Source organism: Micromonospora sp. CPCC 205539, assembly GCF_036906815.1.
Lineage (GTDB): Bacteria > Actinomycetota > Actinomycetes > Mycobacteriales > Micromonosporaceae > Micromonospora.
The window spans coordinates 32,498-50,076 of record NZ_JBAKHW010000012.1; the positions used below are offsets into that span (position 1 = coordinate 32,498).

At 71.3% G+C, this 17,579-nt stretch carries 10 protein-coding genes; 2 read left to right on the forward strand and 8 right to left on the reverse strand.

Annotation, left to right across the window (positions count from 1 at the left end):
- Positions 1 to 28 precede the first annotated feature (28 nt).
- Entirely contained in the window at positions 29 to 1,012 is a 984-nt protein-coding gene (locus tag V6V47_RS12860) for a hypothetical protein (RefSeq protein ID WP_334628402.1), read from the reverse strand.
- Between the two features lie 282 nt (positions 1,013 to 1,294).
- Between V6V47_RS12860 and V6V47_RS12865 the strand changes: the two genes are divergently transcribed.
- Positions 1,295 to 4,246 carry a S8 family serine peptidase gene (locus tag V6V47_RS12865; RefSeq protein ID WP_334628403.1) on the forward strand — a complete coding sequence of 984 codons (2,952 nt, stop codon included), beginning with the start codon at positions 1,295 to 1,297 and terminating at the stop codon, positions 4,244 to 4,246.
- 192 nt (positions 4,247 to 4,438) lie between these two features.
- Here the strand turns inward: V6V47_RS12865 and V6V47_RS12870 are convergent, their stop codons facing one another.
- Positions 4,439 to 7,057 carry a right-handed parallel beta-helix repeat-containing protein gene (locus V6V47_RS12870; protein ID WP_334628404.1) on the reverse strand — a complete coding sequence of 873 codons (2,619 nt, stop codon included), beginning with the start codon at positions 7,055 to 7,057 and terminating at the stop codon, positions 4,439 to 4,441.
- A 442-nt stretch (positions 7,058 to 7,499) separates the two neighbouring features.
- On the opposite strand from V6V47_RS12870, the gene V6V47_RS12875 reads away from it, so the two are divergent.
- Positions 7,500 to 9,206, forward strand: coding sequence for a hypothetical protein (locus V6V47_RS12875; RefSeq protein WP_334628405.1), 1,707 nt, complete (start codon positions 7,500 to 7,502; stop codon positions 9,204 to 9,206).
- 141 nt (positions 9,207 to 9,347) lie between these two features.
- Here V6V47_RS12875 and V6V47_RS12880 read toward each other — a convergent pair whose 3' ends face one another.
- The 6 genes from V6V47_RS12880 to V6V47_RS12905 all read right to left on the reverse strand — a co-directional run bounded on the left by V6V47_RS12880 (position 9,348) and on the right by V6V47_RS12905 (position 17,527).
- Positions 9,348 to 9,974, reverse strand: a complete 627-nt coding sequence (locus tag V6V47_RS12880) for a DUF305 domain-containing protein (RefSeq protein WP_334628406.1) — start codon at positions 9,972 to 9,974, stop codon at positions 9,348 to 9,350.
- A gap of 37 nt (positions 9,975 to 10,011) precedes the next feature.
- Positions 10,012 to 11,892, reverse strand: a complete 1,881-nt coding sequence (locus tag V6V47_RS12885) for a sigma-70 family RNA polymerase sigma factor (protein ID WP_334628407.1) — start codon at positions 11,890 to 11,892, stop codon at positions 10,012 to 10,014.
- 115 nt (positions 11,893 to 12,007) lie between these two features.
- The gene (locus tag V6V47_RS12890; RefSeq protein ID WP_334628408.1) at positions 12,008 to 13,150 is read right to left on the reverse strand and encodes an alanine racemase; all 1,143 of its coding nucleotides are present in this window, start codon (positions 13,148 to 13,150) and stop codon (positions 12,008 to 12,010) included.
- Positions 13,147 to 14,745, reverse strand: a complete 1,599-nt coding sequence (locus tag V6V47_RS12895) for an IucA/IucC family protein (RefSeq protein WP_334628409.1) — start codon at positions 14,743 to 14,745, stop codon at positions 13,147 to 13,149. Before V6V47_RS12895 ends, V6V47_RS12890 begins: the two co-directional genes overlap by 4 nt.
- Positions 14,742 to 16,361 carry an IucA/IucC family siderophore biosynthesis protein gene (locus V6V47_RS12900; RefSeq protein ID WP_334628410.1) on the reverse strand — a complete coding sequence of 540 codons (1,620 nt, stop codon included), beginning with the start codon at positions 16,359 to 16,361 and terminating at the stop codon, positions 14,742 to 14,744. Before V6V47_RS12900 ends, V6V47_RS12895 begins: the two co-directional genes overlap by 4 nt.
- Positions 16,358 to 17,527, reverse strand: a complete 1,170-nt coding sequence (locus V6V47_RS12905) for an ATP-grasp domain-containing protein (RefSeq protein WP_334628411.1) — start codon at positions 17,525 to 17,527, stop codon at positions 16,358 to 16,360. Before V6V47_RS12905 ends, V6V47_RS12900 begins: the two co-directional genes overlap by 4 nt.
- Positions 17,528 to 17,579 lie beyond the last annotated feature (52 nt).

Consider the following 17,579-nt stretch of genomic DNA (forward strand, 5'->3'; position numbering starts at 1 on the left):
CGGTGTGCTTCCCGCTCGACCTGGACCGTCAGATCAACCCCTGGACCGTGGCGCGGACTCCGGCCTGGAAGCGGGTCTGGACGCCGAGCTTGGCCAGGACGACCGCGACGCGGCGGGTGGCCGTACGCGTGCTCATGCCCAACTGTCGGGCGATGGCCTGGTCCTTCAGGCCGGCCTTCAACATCCCGAGCAGGAGGACGTCGTCCTCGTTGAGGTCGTGATCCTGGGTCGGCATCGCCCCGGTGATCGGCTCGGCCCGCGCCCAGTACGCCTCGTAGAGTTCGATCACCGCGTCCAGCAGACCGGACGGGTGGAGGACGGCCATGCCGTCGTAGGTGCCGCCGGAGAGCGGAATGAGGGCGATGCGCTTGTCGATGATGTGCAGCTTGAAGGGCAGTGCCGGCAACAACCTCGACTGCTCCCCGATCGCGGCGAGTTCGAGCAGCGTCGCGAACCGCCCGGGGCGCTCCATCGATTCCGGGCAGTAGATCGAGCGAACCTCCACGCCCCGCTCGATCCAGGCCCGCGTGATGGCGTGTTCGTCCTCGTTGCTGTGCAGCGTGCCGTCCGGCTGGCCCAGGTAGGGCGGCCGGTCCAGGACCCAGATGTGGCTGCTGGCGGACCGGTTCAGCTCCTCCACGCGGTCGATGACGACGTCACGCCCCGAGAGCACCTCCAGCAGGTCGCCCGGGTTGCCGCGTAGCTGCCCCTCCCGGTAGCTCACCGTGATCGCCTCGACCTCACCGCGCGCGGCGTCCAGTGTGGCCTCGGCCTCGAACATCCGTTGTCTGAGCAGCGGCACCAACGCGGTCTGTGGGTTCACCGCCTGGTAGTGCCCGCGCGTCGTTCTCCTGAGAACGCCGAGCGTGGTGAGGCGGGAGATGGACTGCCGGGCCTGGGCCACCGTCACCTCGAGCGCCCCGGCGACGTCCGGCGCGGTCAGCTCCCCCCCGGCCAGAAAGCTCCGATAGGTCCGCTCGTCGGCTTCGGAGATGCCCAGGGCTCTCAGCATGGATGGTCGACCTCCGTCGGGTGGGGCACGGGTCGCCGAGTGACGGGCTTGGCCAGTTGACCAAGGACGCCACCAGATTATCTGGACACTCTCCGGAGGCGCGGCGTTCACTCACCTCGCCGGGAAGGGCGGCCGTATCGCCTCAACCCGGGCGTGCCACGCCGTGCTTGCACTCGTCGTGGCGCCACGACGACGGGCCGGAGCCGCTGCTCCGGTGCCACAACGGAGGAGGAGCGCGTGACCTTACCGTCACGAAGGAACAGCCTGGCGTGGGGAGCGACGGTGACCATAGCGTCGCTGCTCGCGGTGCTGCCCGGGTCACCCGTCCAGGCGGCCGGTGACCCGACCGTCCCCACCCCCACGTCGCGTCACCTCGGCACCGGTCGGTACATCGTCACGCTGTCGGACGCGCCGGTCGCCACGTACCAGGGCGAGGTCGCCGGCCTACCGTCGACGGCGGCGACCCCCAACGCCCGGACCGACGTCCGCAGCAGCGATGCCGGCCGCTACCGGGACTACCTGAGGGACCGGCACAGCCGCGTCGCCGCCTCGGTCGGCGCGACGGCCCGCACGCACTACTCGGTGGTGACGAACGGGTTCACCGCGGACCTGACGGGCGCCCAGGTGGCCCGGCTCTCCCACCAGCCGGGCGTTCTCCGCGTCACCCCGGACGGGTGGAACAAGGTGGCCTCCGACTCGACGGCCACCGACTTCCTAGGCCTGTCCGGGCGGCGCGGGCTGTGGTCGGCTCTCGGTGGCACGGCGAAGGCCGGCAAGGGCGTGGTGATCGGCGACATCGACACCGGCATCTGGCCCGAGAGCGCGTCCTTCGCGGCGCCGCCGATCGGCACCGCTCCGCCCACCCCCAAGGATCCGTACCGGCCGCAGCGCAAGGGTGACGCGATCACCATGCGCAAGGCCGACGGGGGCACCTTCACCGGCACCTGTCAGACCGGCGACGAGTTCACCGCCAGCGCCTGCAACTCGAAGATCGTCGGGGCCCGGTACTTCGGAGAGGGCTGGCTGTCGCTCGTGCCGCCGGAGAACCGGGGCGACTTCGTCTCGCCGCGCGACGGAAACGGCCACGGCACCCACACCGCCTCCACGGCGGCCGGTGACGCCGACGTCAAGGTGACCGAGGACGGCCGGGACCTGGGCGAGATCTCCGGCGTGGCACCGGCCGCGTCGATCTCCGTCTACAAGGCGCTCTGGTCCAGCAAGGACGGGAAACAGGACGGCGGCATGACGTCCGACATCGTGGCCGCGATCGACCAGGCCGTCGCCGACGGTGTCGACGTCATCAACTACTCGGTCGGTTCGATGATCGAGTCGGGGCTCGACGATCCGATCCAGCAGGCTTTCCGCAACGCGGCCGCGGCCGGGATCTTCGTCTCTGCGGCGGCCGGCAACTCCGGCCCCGAGTCGGCGACCCTGGACAACACCGCGCCGTGGGTCACCACCGTCGCCGCCAGTACGTTGGCCCCGATCGAGGCGACCCTCAAGCTCGGCGACGGCCGGACGTTCGTCGGTGGCAGCACCACGGTCACCGGCCAGGTCGGCCCCAAGCCCCTGGTGCTCGCGCAGAACGTCAAGCTGGCCAGTGCGTCGGACGGCGACGCCGCGCTCTGCATGGACGCCACTCTCGACCCGGCGAAGGCGACCGGGACCATCGTCGTCTGCGACCGGGGCGTCACCGCTCGCCCGACCAAGTCGGCCGAGGTGCAGCGGGCAGGCGGCGTCGGCATGGTGCTGGTGAACACCAGTGACCTGGACGTCGACGGCGACCTCCACCAGGTGCCGACCGTGCACCTCAACGTGCCGGGCGCCACGGATGTCCGGACCTACTCGACCACGCCGGGCGCCACCGCCGTCCTGCAGCCGGGCGGCTCGTCCAACACGCCGTACCCGCAGATCGCCGCCTTCTCCTCGCGCGGCCCGTCGAACGCCAACAAGGGCGACCTCATCAAGCCGGACATCGCTGCGCCGGGCGTGGGCATCCTCGCCGCGGTGGCTCCTCCGAGCAACCTCGGCCACAATTTCGACTTCCTCTCCGGCACCTCGATGGCTACGCCGCAGATCACGGGCCTCGCGGCGCTCTACTTCGGGGTGCACCCGACCTGGTCCCCGATGGCGGTGAAGTCGGCGCTCATGACGACGGCGGTGGACACCAAGACCGCTACCGGAGGCGTCAACACCGATCCGTTCACGCAGGGCTCCGGCCAGGTCAACCCGCGCCGGATGATGGACCCCGGCCTGGTGTACGACTCGACCAACGCGGACTGGCTGGCGTACGAGGCGGGTCAGGGTCTGGACGCGGGCCCGACCGTACGGGCGGTCGATCCGAGCGACCTGAACTACCCCTCGATCGCCGTCGGCCAACTCCTCGGGTCGCAGACCATCACCCGTACGGTCACCGCCACCCGGCCCGGCATCTACCGGGCCTCGGCGGAGCTGCCGGGCATCAAGGTGCAGGTGCAGCCGTCCACCCTGCTCTTCACCAAGGCGGGCCAGAAGGCGCGGGTCAAGATCACCTTGACCCAGCGGGCCGCACCGTCGGCCGTCCCGGTCGTCGGATCGCTGACGTGGACCGGCAGCGGGCACGTGAGCGTCCGCAGCCCGATCGTGATCACGCCGTTCTCGGTGCTCGCTCCGGACCGGGTCGCCGGCAGTGGAGCGCAGGGGAACGTCAGCTTCCCGGTGACCCCGGGCAGCGGAAAGCTCACACTCACGGGGCATCGGCCGGTCGCCGGGCCGCTCGTCAAGGGCGAGATCTCGGCCAGCAACCCCGAGCAGTACTTCAGCTTCACCGTGCCGCAGGGGAGCAAGGCGGGCGAGTTCTTCGTCACCACCGACAATCCGGACGCCGCGCTCTACCTGCTGATCGGCCGTCCGATCAACGACCAACAGTTCGCGCTGGTCGGGCTCAGTGAGTACGCGCACCGCGCGCGGGTGAGCGCGGCTCAGTTGCCTCCGGGCGACTATCTGGCGGCCGTGGTCGATCTGGGTGATGCGCCGGGGACGTCGTCGACGCCGTACACGATCCAGTCGAACGTCGTCGGCGGTGGCACCGCCCCGGCCGGCACGTTCTCGGTCACACCGAAGGCTCCGACGACGAAGCAGGGCGTGCCGATCACGGTGACCGGGTCATGGTCGGACGTGAGCACCGACCGGCCGGCCACCGCGTACATCGAGTATCCGAAGGGTGCCGGCACGCTGGTCAGCATCGGCGGTTGACAGCTCCGACGAATCCGTCCGGGGCGTGGCAGCCGGCCGCGCCCCGGACGATCCGCACGACGTGCGGTCACCGGCGCTTCTTCATCGGTCCCGGTCTCGCTGGTGACTTACGGACCAGCAATCGAACCCGGCTGACCTCGGGCGGCGGCCGCCCCGAGCAGGGGCACGGTCGCGGCAGACCTAAGGCGATGGTCAGGGGAGCGTGATGAAATAGCCCGTTTCGTCAAGAATGACGTGGGTGGATCCGCTGCTGTTGTTGTAGGCGCCGATCCGCCCGTCGCCGCCGAGCCTGACCATGGCGAGGTTGGAAGCCGTCTCCTTCGCCACGAAGTTGAGGTTCGACGTCGAGGGCGTTCCTCCGGGCGGGTAGACGGCCAGCACGCCCGCGTTGCTCGGATCGGTGACCGTAACGTTCACCACCACCGCCCTCGGTTTCGGGCAGTCGTCCTCGCACCAAGCCCCCAGGTATTCGACGCCAGCGTGGGTTTTCTGCCGGTCGTTCAAGGGGTAGGAGTACGTCGCGGGGTACCAGCCGCGGGAATCACGGCTGTCCGCGATCCGGCTCGGGCCGTACGGGACGTACGTCTGCTCGGCGATCCCCCGCACCGGTGCGGCAAAGTAGCCCATCAGGTCGACCACCACGTGGGTGGTACCGGAGCTGGCGTTGTGGATCATCGCCTTGCCATCGACCAGCGGCACGATGGCCAGGCTCGGAATGGTCTGACCGGCCACGAAATTCAGGTTGGACGCCGTGGGCATCGGTCGCGTATCTGGGTAGAGCGTCAGGACGCCGCCGGTCTTCGGCCCGGTAACCGTCACGTTGACGATCGCCGCCGTGACCGACCTCGGCAGTTTCTCTGCGAGGTCTAGGCGCAGATCACCGTTTGCCGCGATCGGCGTGCCGGTCCCGGTGCGGGTATCGAGTACCCGGGTCGGGTTGGGCGACTCCATGGCGGCCCCGGACGAGCCGTAGAAGCCCTGGAGGTCGGCGATCACGTGCACGGTGCCGCCGCTGCTGTTGCGGAACCGGAGTTTGCCGTTGGTCATCGCCACGGTGGCCAGGTTCGGGACCGTCTCGCTCGCGACGAAGTTGATGTTCGATGATTCGGGCAGCGACCAACCGTCCGGGTAGACCGTGAGGAAGCCGGCGGTACGGGGCTGGGTGACGGTCACGTTGAGCACCACCGCGCTGATGTCGGCGACCGCCACCCCGTTGATGGTAGGGATGTCGAGCACCACCTCGGCCCCGGCCACGACCGGCGTGGTGGTGGGGGTGCCGACCGCGCTGCGGGTGTCGAGCAGCCGGGTCGGGTCCACCGTCTGATAGAGCGCACCGACCACGGTACAGCGGTAGTCGGTTGTCTCGGCTGGGAGCCGGAAGCCGGTGGAGCTGATCTGGATGTGGACGCAGACCTGGCCGGCTCGGCGGAGGGTGTAGTCGAGGGCACGGGCGCCGGTCACCCGCCAGAACCGCTCACCCTCGAACTGGTACGCGATCGAGACGCCTTCGTCGCCGCCGACGGGCCACGAGTACTGCAGGCCCGCGAATGCCGTGACCGTGAGGGGATTTCCACCGGGCTTGCGACGTACGCCGGCCTGGCCGTCCGAAGGACCCTGCACCTCCACCGCGCCCCGGTCGTGGTACCCGAGAGCGGTACCGGTGTTGGCGACCGCCGGGTTGTCGGTACGCGGGTTACCCAGCAGATCGGTGCCGGTGACGCCCCGAGCGGAGGCGTCCCCGGAGTCCACCGCCGGTGAGGCCGGATCCATCTTGTACCAGTTCCGGTTCCAGCCCTGGTACGAGCCGATCATCGGGTCCGTCGCGAGGTCGTGGCCGCCCTGCCCGGTGGCTTCTCGGAAGGCCGCCAGGTCCCGGTACGCGCCGTCGCCCCAGGCGTACAAAGTGCCGCCGCTGATCGGGTCGATGAGGTTGTAGTCCGCGATCGTCGCCGACAATGAGTCGGTCGAGACCGAGATCGCGGTGGCCTTTGCCGGAGCAGCGCAGGCCTGCCGGAAGAAGTGCGTACGCACGATGTTGTTCTGGAGCGAAACACCGCTGGAGGCCCCGACCACCTCGATACCCACGACACAGTTCGTCAGCAGGGTGTTGTTGGTGACGACGGTGCCCGGCGCGTCGGTGACCCGCAGGCCCGCGCCGGAGAATTCGTTGTCGGTCACGACCGTGCCGGCGACTCCGGCGTCGATCGCCAGGCCGGGACTCCCCGCAGGACCGCTCGACAGGTAACTCCGGCTGACGGTGACGCTGCCCGAGTCGCCGGTCACCCGGACCGCGCCGCGGGTGGAGCGGGTGCCGCGGACGTTCAGTCCGTCGACCGTCACGCGCTGCGACCCGTCCACCACGAGGGTCGACTGATCGGCGGCGCCCACCAGGCGAAATCCCTCCACTCGGACGTCGTGCACGTTGGTGAGGGTGAAGACCACGCCGGTGATGGCGTCGGGCGTGGTGGTGTTGCCCACCGAGACGGTTCCGCCCGGCCCGTTGACGGCGCGGAAGGTGATTGGCGCGTCGACCTCGCCCGACCGGTTGACGGTCACCGCCTCCGGATAGTCGCCGGGCTGCACCAGCACCGCCTGCCCAGGCTCGGCCAGCGCGGCTGCCGCCGAGATGGTGCAGAACGGTGCCTCGGCGGTGCCATTCCCGCCCGGCACGCAATCCTTGCTGCTCACGTACAGGTCACTGACTGCTGCCGTTGCCGGCGCGGCGACCGCGACAGGAGGCACCGGGGCGATCAGACCCAGGCCACCGACCAGCGGTAGAACACCGAGACGCGCCCACACGCGTACGTTCATCAAGCATCCCCCGAAAGTCGATCATGGCGCGCGGGGAAGGCTACCGCGCTGTCTCCCGAGGTCAGCAGCGCCGATCAGCCCATGGCACCCGGCTGGTCGGCTGGACCGGATCGGCCGGTCCGCCCAGACCTCGACCTGCGCTGCCGCCGCAGATGAACACCCCGGAAACAGCGGAGCCGTCCACCGCACCGGCACCAGGGCGCCAATCGAGTCGGGCCTTGCGTCGGCCGGCCGGCAGCAATTGCTCCAACGTGCCGCGTCGCTCATCAAGGGCGACGGAAACGGTCGACAGTGTCCAATCTCGGTTCCGTGACTCGGTACATGGCGATTCGGTCGCCTTATCGGTCCTTTAGTGCCTTGCTCGTTGTCACACCCATCTCATATCGTCACGGCGGATCGGGCGATCGCCCGATCCTCAGCGCGATCAACCATTCATGGGGGAATGTTGCGCATCCTTCGTGGTGCCCTTGTCGGCGCCATCGCACTATCGCTCTCCGCCACCGCACTGGCTGCCCCCGCGCAGGCTGCGGCCGCGGCAGAGCCCGACGCCACGGTGTCGCCGTCGTTCCTGGACTTCGGCTACGTCGCGGCTTACGACACGTCCGCGCCGAAGACGGTGACCGTCACCGGGTCGGGCGCGGAGCCGATCACCTTCGGCCAGGCGTCGATCACCGGCGCGGGCGCGGCCTTCTTCAAGATCACGAATGACGGCTGCTCGCTCCAGACCCTGAGCCTGGGTCAGACCTGCACGATCACCACGGTCGCACGGCCTGCCCCGCAGACCGGAAACGCGGTCATCTCGCTGCCCGACAACAGCTCTGCGGGCTCGACGCAGGTCTCGCTGAGCGTCTACGGGTACGACAGCGAGCGGGGCACCTACAACGCGTTGTCGCCCAACCGCATCTTGGACACCCGCTCCGGCAAGGGCGCGCCCAAGGCTGCGGTCGGCGCGGGTCGCTCGGTGTCGCTGCAGGTCGCTGGTGTGGGTGGCGTGCCCACGGACGCCTCGACGGTCGTGCTCAACGTGACCGTCACCGGGCCGACCGCCGGCGGTTACGTCGCGGTCTACCCGTCGGGCGTGGCACGCCCGACCGCGTCGTCGCTGAACTTCGTCAAGGGCTGGACCGGCGCGAACTCGGTCACCGTGAAGGTCGGCACCAACGGCAAGGTCGATTTCTACAACTCCGGCGGGTCCACGCACATCATCGCGGACGTGTCCGGTTACTACTCCAAGGGCCATGGGTGCTGCTCCACCTACAACGGCGGGCAGTACCACCCGTTGGCCGAGCCGGTCCGTCTGACCGACACCCGCGAGTGGGGCAGCCGGCTCCCGGCTGACTACTACCTCAACTCGGTGGCCAACTGGAACGCGAGCATCAACCCGCACATCCGCGCGTTCGCGGTGAACATCACGGTTACCCAGCCCACGGCGTCGGGCTTCCTGACGGCCTGGAACGGGGATGGCTACAGCCTCCCGGACACGTCCACCGTGAACTACACGAAGAACGCCACGGTGCCCAACTTCGCCGTGGTGCCGACGATGCCGTGTGACGACTGCGGCAGCGCCACTGGTCTGCCGTCGATCGGCGTGTACACCAGCGCCAACGCACACGTCATCGTCGACCTCGTCGGCTTCTACGACGACGGGGCGCTGCCGAACGGGCTGCGCTTCGACCCGGTCGTGCCGACCCGGATCGCCGACACCCGCGCTGGTCTGGGCTGGCCCTCGCGGCTCGGGCCGGCCCAGACGGCGACGATCCCGGCGGGCCCGGTTGCCGGCGTCGACACGTGGGCGCTGGCGACGAACGTGACGGCCGTGCTGCCGACCACGAGCACGTACCTCACGGTCTGGCCGGCGGGCTGGGAAGACGTCCCCCGGCCGACCACGTCCAACCTCAACGCCAACGCCGGCGCGGTGGTGTCGAACGCGGTGCAGACCATGGTCGGCCCGGGCAACATGTTCAACGTCTTCAACGCGGGTGGCTACACCAGCGTCGTGGTCGACGTGGTGGGCACGTTCTTCCAGTACCCGCCGTCCAGCCCGGACGGTTGGGGTGCGAAGGCCGGGCAGCCGGCGCGCGACACCGCGGCGATGGAGTCGGCGCTCGCGCCGACGGTGCCGTCGCCCGGACGGGCGAAGCGGTTGTAACAGCGTGCTGATCTGAGGGCCCGCCTGCGAGATGAGTCGCAGGCGGGCTCTCGTCTATTCCGCGGTTGGCCGGACGGCCGGACGTGGGCCGCCCGAACGTTCTCCTGAGCCCGCGGCCCGCCGAACCGTTGGGACTTCTCTCTAGTCGTGCCGGTCGCCGAGCTGGTCTGCCAGGGCGCGCAGCTCGACGGTCCGGGCCTGCTGCATGCGGGCCGCGATCGCCTTCAACTCCGGGCTGGCACCGGCGTCCTGCTCGCCCCGACACAGCACCAGGATCTGTTCGAGGTGCGCCCGGATCAGGGTGACCGCTCGGGCCCGCGCCTCAACGCCGGGTGCCGCGCGTAGTTCGGCGAGGCCGACCTCGGTCACCATGCCGGGCATCTGGTGCCCCTCGTGAATGTTCTGCTCCGGAACATTGGCGGCGGCCAGGACCGCCCGCATCTCCCGTACCTCGGTCTGGTGTGCGGTCCGGATCGGATCGACGACGGCCCGGAGCGACGGATCCAGGACCGCGGGTCTGGTGTCGAGGTAGTCGAATAGTGTGAGCGCGCCCTCGTCCATCGGGATCAGCAGCTGGATGAACGCCTCGTCGGTGCTGTTGATGACCACCGGCGCGCTCGACGCCGGTGGGGGTGGCGGGGCCACAGCGGTCTGGTCGGTGTGGCCCCAACCCTGTGCGGCACCCACGGCCAGCGCGGTCACGACGAGGGTCGCCACCACGCCGACGATCCGCCGGGCACGGGAGCCGAGCGCGGAACCTGCGGTCATGCCACGGAACACCTCTCTCTGCCAGGCGGGGGTGTGCTCAGCGGGCGGCCTGGAAGGCGCGCCCGACCGGCGTCACGTCGGAGGCGCCCCGGAACAGCCCGGAGCGGTCCTTGTCGGTGGCGGGCAGGCCGAACCAGGCGTAGCGCTGCACGTAGGGCAGTTGACCCAGCATGGTGGTGGCCGCCGTGAGGAAGGCCGCCTGCTGCTCCTGGCGGGGAAACTGCTGGCCTCCGCCGCCGAAGCGCATCATCGCGAACTCGGTCAGCCAGATTGGTTTCTTGTACCGCTGGTACACGGCCTGCAGGTACTGCCGGAGTTGGTTGACCGCCGTGGTGGTGGTGAACTCGGCGCCGAACCAGTGCAGGGTGATGAAGTCCACCTGATAGCCGCGGGAGGATGCGCCGGTCATGAAGCGGTCCAGCCAGCCCTGCGGCTCGGCACCGCCCCAGGCGACCGCGGGGCTGCCGAGCTTGCTCCCGGTCGTCATCAGCCGTGGCCACAGGGTCAGCGCCTGCTCGACGGTCATGTTCGACTGCTCGGCCAGGTCCGGCTCGTTGAACGTGAGCAGATAGGGCCCGGCCGCCTTGGCCCGGGCCAGCTCGGCATCGGTGACGTTCTCCGCACTGCGGATCATCGGCACGAAGGTCACGCCCTGCGGAGTGCTGATGCCCGTGTGCTGGGTGCCCCAGGTGTAGTACCAGCCCGCCTTCGAGGTGGCCAGGGCCTGGCTGACCCCGCCAAAGCTCCATACTCCGACGCCCTTTCGCGCGGAGCTGACCGCCGGCGCGACCGGAGCCTTCGAGGACGGTCGCGCGCTCGGCGAGAGTGATGCGTTCGGCGTGGGCACGGCGATGGGCGCCGTCGTCGGCGGGGCTGCCCACGAAGGTGCCGTCGGGTCGTCCTGCTGGACGACCACCACCGTGGTGATGGCGAGGACGACGGCGGCGGCCCCGACGGCGAGCTTCGGAACCAGGCCGTGGGGCTGGGCCGCCAGGTCGGCGAGGCCGTGCCCGCTGTCGACGGGCACACCGCCGGGCGTCGCCGTCCCGGCGGTGTGCCCAACTGCCGGGTCCGAGGGGTGGTACCCGGCCGGTTGCGCGGCGGCCGGGGGCAGTGCCGCGCTCGGGAAGTGGGCGCTGAGGCTGGGTGGCAGCGGCAGCAGCGGCAGGCCGGCGAGCAGTCGGTCGATGGGCAGCAGGGTGGCACCCTGGCGACCGCAGGATGCGCAGTCGCGGATGTGCCGGGCCAGCCGCTTGCGCCACAGCGGGTTGGGGTTGCCGTCCCAGCCGGCGGCGGCGGCGCGCAGATCCGGGCAGCCGGGCTGGGCCCGCAGCGCGCGGACGACCGCACGGGCACTCTGGATCTGCTCCTTCATCCGGTGGATCCGGACCGCGACGTGCCCCGGGGAGATCCCGAGCGCGTCGGCGACCTCGTTCCGCGCGAGCGCTCCGGTCTCCTCCAACCACCAGAGCGAGAGCAGCTCCTGGTCGTCCGGGTCGAGCCAGCGCGTCGCCTCGGCGACCTCGCGCCGCTGGTCGGTGAGACCCAGCCGGAGGATGGTCATCCCCGCGAAGTCCGAGGCCGGATCGGGCACGTTGTGGATCGCGTCGAGCCCGGCGTCACGGTTCAGGGCGACGCGTCGGCGCTGCTCCCAGTCACGCACCTGACGAATGGTGATCGCCACCAACCAGGATCGGAACGCCGCCGGGTCGTTGAGCGCGGGCAGGTGCCGGATCACCCGTACCAACGTCTCCTGGACCACGTCGTCGACGTCGGCGTGGCCCCGAAGCGCCCGCCCGACGATGTTGTAGACCAACGGTAGGGAGGCTGCCACGACGTCATTGAGGGCGTGCTGGTCGCCCCGTCGGGCCGCGACGACCAACCCGATGTCGGGTAGTCCCCGACCGGTTGCCGACATGCCTCACTCCTCTTGTGCTCATCCGCGGGCGCACGGGCTGGATGCGCTGTCCACCCCTGGATCGGAGACCGGCGGCAGCCGGTCTCATTACGGAATTCTCGCGAGGAAGCGCGGTTTAGGACAGGGTCGCTCCGGCCACCCAGTCGGCGGCCACCTCCTGTGGGTCACCGATCCGGAAGAGCGGCGGCTCGTGCAGCAGGAAGTCGCGGTGGCTGATGTTCCAGGCGTACGCCCCGGCCATGGCGAACTCCAGCACGTCCCCCACGCCGATCGGCCCCGCCGTGGACGACCGGGACAGCACGTCCTTCGGAGTGCAGAGCTGCCCGACCACGGTGACCGGTCCTTCGGTACGCGGACCGGCAGCACTCTGCCGCCGGTGCACCCGGAACGGCTGCGCGTGCCCCTTCGCCGCCGGTGTGCGCAGGTGGTGGGTGCCGCCGGCCACCACCACGAACCACTCGCCGTACGAGCGTTTCACGTCGATCACCTCGGTCAGGTACGCCCCGCAGTAGGCGGTGACCGACCGGCCCGGCTCTATGCGCAGCCGCAGGTGCGGATGGGCGTCGAGGACGTCCGCCAACTCCTGGCCGTAGCGCGCCCAGTCGAATCGTGCCGTCGGGTCGGCGTAGTCGACGGCCATGCCTCCGCCGACGTCGACCTCGACCGCACCCACCTCGGCGGTCGACCAGCGGGCCACGGCGGCGGCGATCGCGCCCGCGAGGGGGGCGTCGAGCCCGCTGGCCAGGTGGGCGTGGATGCCGCGCACCTCGATGCCGGCCGGCGGGCGGCGGGCACACTCCACCGCGTCGGCCGGGTCCATGCCGAACGGGCTGGGCCCGCCGCCCATGACCAGGCTCGCCCCCGGCGCGTCCACCGGCAGGTTCACCCGCAGCAGGACCCGGGCCGGCCGGCCCGACGCGACGGCCAACGCACCGAGTCGCCGCAGCTCGGCCGGCGACTCGACGTGGATGCGGCTCACCGGAGCGGCGAGGGCGGCGGCGAGGTCCTCGCCGGTCTTGCCGGGCCCGGCGTACGCGGCCGGCACCCGGCCGGGCAGCACCTCGGCCAGTCTGCGTAACTCACCGCGACTGGCGGCCTCGAACCCGTCGACGACCGGCGCGAGGGCCCGCAGCACGCCCGGATCCGGGTTCGCCTTGACCGCGTAGAGCAGCTCGACCCGCCGTGGCAGCGCCGCCCGGATGGAACGGGCGTGCTCGGCCAGCCCGTGCAAGTCGTGGACGTAGACCGGTCGGGTCACCGCTGGCCGCCCATCGGGTTCGGCACCGGCACGAACGGCGCTGCGCGGTCGCCGTCGCGGTGCCATCGGACCAACAGGTTCGCCTTGGCCACCAGCGGCTCGCCCCGCAGCAGCCCGCGCAGCTCGGACGGGTCACCGAGATCCGCTGCCACCGTCGCGACGGCGGCGTGGACCTCCTGCCACAACCGCCGCTCGATCCCCGGCCGCGCGTCGGCGAGGGCACCGCAGATGCCGGCCAGGTGGTTGACGAAAAGGCAGTAGACGACCCGGTGGCGTGCGTCCCGCGCACCGTAGCCGGCTTGCGGTGGGACGCCGTCGGGCCAGGTCGCCCACCAGGTGGTGTCCAGCTTCACCCCCTCCAGGTCCCGCAGCAGCATCCGCACCGGGCGGCGCTCGGAGTCGAGCACCACGACCACGTTCTGGAGGTGCGCCTCGTGCACGACACCGTGGCTGAGCCAGCAGTGCAGCACCGCCGGCACCAGCAGCCCGAGGTAGGCCCGCCACCACGCCACCGGATCGGCCACCACCAGCGGTACGGCGGCCAGCGCCGCCGCCAGCAACGGGGTCTCCCCCGGTCGCAGGTGCGGACGCAGGCCGGTGCGCAGGATCGTCCCGTACGCCTCGTCCGCGCCGGGGGCGCCGACCGTGCGGTAGGCCGGCTCGGCGAGCAACTCGACGCCGGCCGGCAGCGGCACCCGGGCCAGCAGCTCGGTCAGGGCCACCGCGCCGGTGAGTTCGTACCGCGCGTTCTTGCGCAGGCAGTTGGTGATCCGCACGTGCAGGCTGGTCTTGACGAACAGGTCGGCGTCCGGCGCGTAGAGGGTACGGACGCTCGCCGTCGGCCGCACCGGAACACCGGACGCACCCAGGTGACGAAGTCGCGGATCCGTCGGCGGCAGCAGCGACAGCTGCCACGGGTGCACCGGCAGCACCCGGTGCCCGGCCGGGGGGCGGGGCGGATCGAGGGCGGCGACGAGCGGGTCGAACGGCCCGGCTCCGGCGACGAGATCGTCCGGCACGGCGAGCCAGTGCAGTCGGAAGGCGGTACGCAGCTCCGGCGCGTACGCCCGCCAGTTGTCCATGTCGCCGCTGCGCCACTTGGGCGCGGGGTGGTGTGGGTGGCCGAAGACCAGTGACTGTTCGGAGTCGACGTACGCGTCGATGGCCGGCTCACCGGTGGGCGTGGGATCTTGCGCCGGACGGTCGGCCAGCAACCGGGTCACCGCGTCGCGGCTTGCCCGGACCTGCCCGACGAACTCATCGTTGGCCAGGCCGGTACGCGCGGCGAGTTCCGCCGCGACCAGACCGGCGAGCCGTGTCGCGTCCAGGTCCTCCCACCCGCCGCCGTCGGTCATCCGCTGCACCGGGCCGGCGTAGCGGTGCGCGCCCAGCGGCGAGGTTCGCGTGACGGCGCACCGCAGCTGCACGTCGGTGTGCCGCAACAGCAGCCGTGCCACGGTGTCGGCCACGGTGGTGTCGCCCTCGGGCAGGGCGACCTCACGCACCAGGCAGCCGAAGACGGCGTGGGCGGTGGCCAGGTCGGCGAGTTGGTCGGTGTCGACCCCGGGCCGGGAGCGCAGCTGCGCGCTCGTCATCGTGTCTCCCGCAGGTAGTTCGGGCCGGTACGCCGGTAGTACTTGTTGATGTCGTCGCAACCCAGCCGCTGCTTGGGCAGCAGGGTGCCCGCGGTGAGCATCGCCTTGATGGGCAGCCGGGCGGCCGTGAGGACCCGCTCGGTGAGGGATCGTGCCGCCGGCCCGTCGCCCCACCGGTCACGGGCCGCGGCCAGCCGGGGTGCCAGCGCGGCGGCGGGCGTGGGCACCGGCAACCCGCGGGCCGCCAGGGCGAGCAGGGGTGCCGCCGCGGCCAGGTGCAGGGTGATGGTGATGAACACGTCGGCCAGCTCCTGCGGGTCGCGCACCCACATCCGGTCGTCGCGCAGCGGGAGCCCGTCGGGGCCGGCATGTCGGAGGTCGAGCCGGGCGCCGTCGTTGTCCTTGTAGAGCAGGCCGACCGTCCCGTCGGGGTGCACCAGCAGGTAGATGTTCTGCGGGTGCGCCTCGAGGGCCACCCCGTGGCGCAGCCAGAGGCACACGTGCCAGTCGAGCAGCAGGTCGAGGTAGGCGTCCAACAAGGCTTCGGGCCGCCCGGGGCTGATCCGTTCGAGGACCGTGCCCGCGACCGGGTCGGGCGCGGCGAGGGCCGCGACCGGCACCACCTGGACCTCGGACAGGTCGCGCGGGAAGCGGCGCAGCAGGAAGCCGCGCCGCTCGTCGATGGTGGCGTAGGTGCTCTCGTCGGCATGCCGGATCCGGCCGGCGAAGGCCGGATCCGCAGCGGCGATCCGGTCGAGCAGCCCGGCGACGGCTGCGCCGTCGGCGAGCGTGTCCGGATGCAGTGTCCGCCGGTTGCGGGCACCGAGGGTCGCGGTCGGCAGCGGCAGCTTCAGATGCAGGTAGGGGTCGTGGTCGAGCGCCACCGTCCGCATGGAGAGCGTGGGCCGCGCGGTGATCAGCGGCAGGTCCGTGACGGGTAGCGCGTCACGTGCCGCGGTGAGCGGGTGCACCGGCAGCAGGAGCTGATCCGGCCGTGGTGCCGGTGGCCACGACGCCGGGAGATCGCCGGTCAGCCGCACCGCGTCGGCGTCGGCGGCGTACCAGCGCAGCGGCAGGCGGGGGGCGTGCTCGGGCGCGTACCGGAGCAGCTCGTCATCGCTGAGGCCGTGCCGGCAGCGGTCGGTGGGGTAGACCGGGTGACCGTGGTGCGCCGCGAGCACGTCGTCCAGGAGCGCCGCCGCCATGCCGGTGGTGGTGGTCGCACGTTCGGCGGCCACCGAGGAGAGCACCCCCGGCCGGGTACGGGCGGCGAGCCGCCGGGCCCGCAGGTCGGCTCGGCACTCGGCGCCGAAGTTCCGCCAGCCGGCCTCGGCCTCGGAGCTGCCGTGCGGGGCGAGCACCGTCAGCAGCCCGTCCACGGTGTCCGTCCGGCGGGTGTCCCCGTCGACGACGACCTGCACCATCGGCGCGGCGCTACGCAGGGCGTGTTGGAAGCCGTCCGCGCGAACCGGTATCCGGAGCAACCCGGCGGCGTGCGGCACCTCCCACCAGTCGGGGCCGTTGGACCGGCCACGGCTGAGCAGGCCGAGATGGTCCTCGCGCAGCAGCGCGTCGAGCACCCGGGTGAACACTTGCCGCTCGCAGTCGTCGCTCACTCGACAATGGTCCACTGAAGATCGCTTCGGAAGACAGCCAGCGACTGCCGGACGCTGTCCTGGTCGGTGCCGATCGCGTGCAGAGCCGCGAGGTAGTCGCGGTTCGTGCCGGTGTGGGCGGCGGTCCGGCCCACCGCACGCAGTGGTCGGCAGCTCAGCCGAACGTCGCCGTGGACCGCGTCGAGCCGGCCCGGCGCGGAGACGAGCCGGCCCGAACGGTCCGCGCAGACGTACTCGACACGGGCATGCCGGTCGACGATCGCGGGCAGGTCGAGGGCGGCCAGCGGCTCGCCGAGGTGCAGCCGGATGACGTAGTCGAACAACGGCACACCGAGCAGGTCGGCGAGGATCAGATCCATGCGGTCGCCGATGAGGCGGTAGTTCACCTCGATGAGCCGTACCCGGCCGTCCTGCACGACGTACTCGGTGTGGCAGGCGCCGAAGCCGACCCCGAGCGCGTCGAGCCGCGCCCGGAGCTGGGCGCTGATCCGCTCCCCCGGTGGCGACCAGTCGAGGCTCTCCTCGATGAAGGTCGGTGGCGCCGCGAGGTGGGTGCGCCACCCACCGAGGGCGGCCAGCGCCGAGCCGTCGCCGAGGGTCTCGTAGGTCTGCAACTCCCCGGCGAGGTACTCCTCGACGAGCAGTGCGACGTCCGGCCGCCGGGCACGGATCTCGGCCACCCGGGCCGTCAGCTCGCGCTGGTCGGCCACCAGGTAGGCGTCCTCGCTGGCCACCCCCTCGCGGGGTTTGACCACGGCCGGAAACATCTCACCCGGCACCGTGGGCGGGGCACCGGGGTCGACGGTGACGGCGCGGACCAGGTCGAGCCCGGCGGCAGCGATGGCGCGGCGGGCCGCCGCCTTGTCCTTGGAGAGCCGGGCCGCCTCGGGGTCCTTGCCGGGCAGGCCGAGCTTTCGGGCGGCGATCGCGGTGACCTCCTGCAGGTGGTCACTGTTGGACAGTAGAGCGACCGGCCCGTCCGAGGCTGTCGCCGCGACCACCGCCGCCGCATCGTGGACCACGCACCGCGCCACCGGCGCGTCGGCCGGCCACTCCTCGGGCCGGTCGGTCAGCACGGTGAGCGGCAACCCGAGCGAGGCCGCCGCTGGGAGGAAACCCTCCAGCACGGCGTCGGTGGGGTTGAGCGCGGTGAGGTACAGCCGCATGCCGCCTCCGTTGACTGGGAATGTCCGCGATTAGGCAAGCCTACCCTTATTG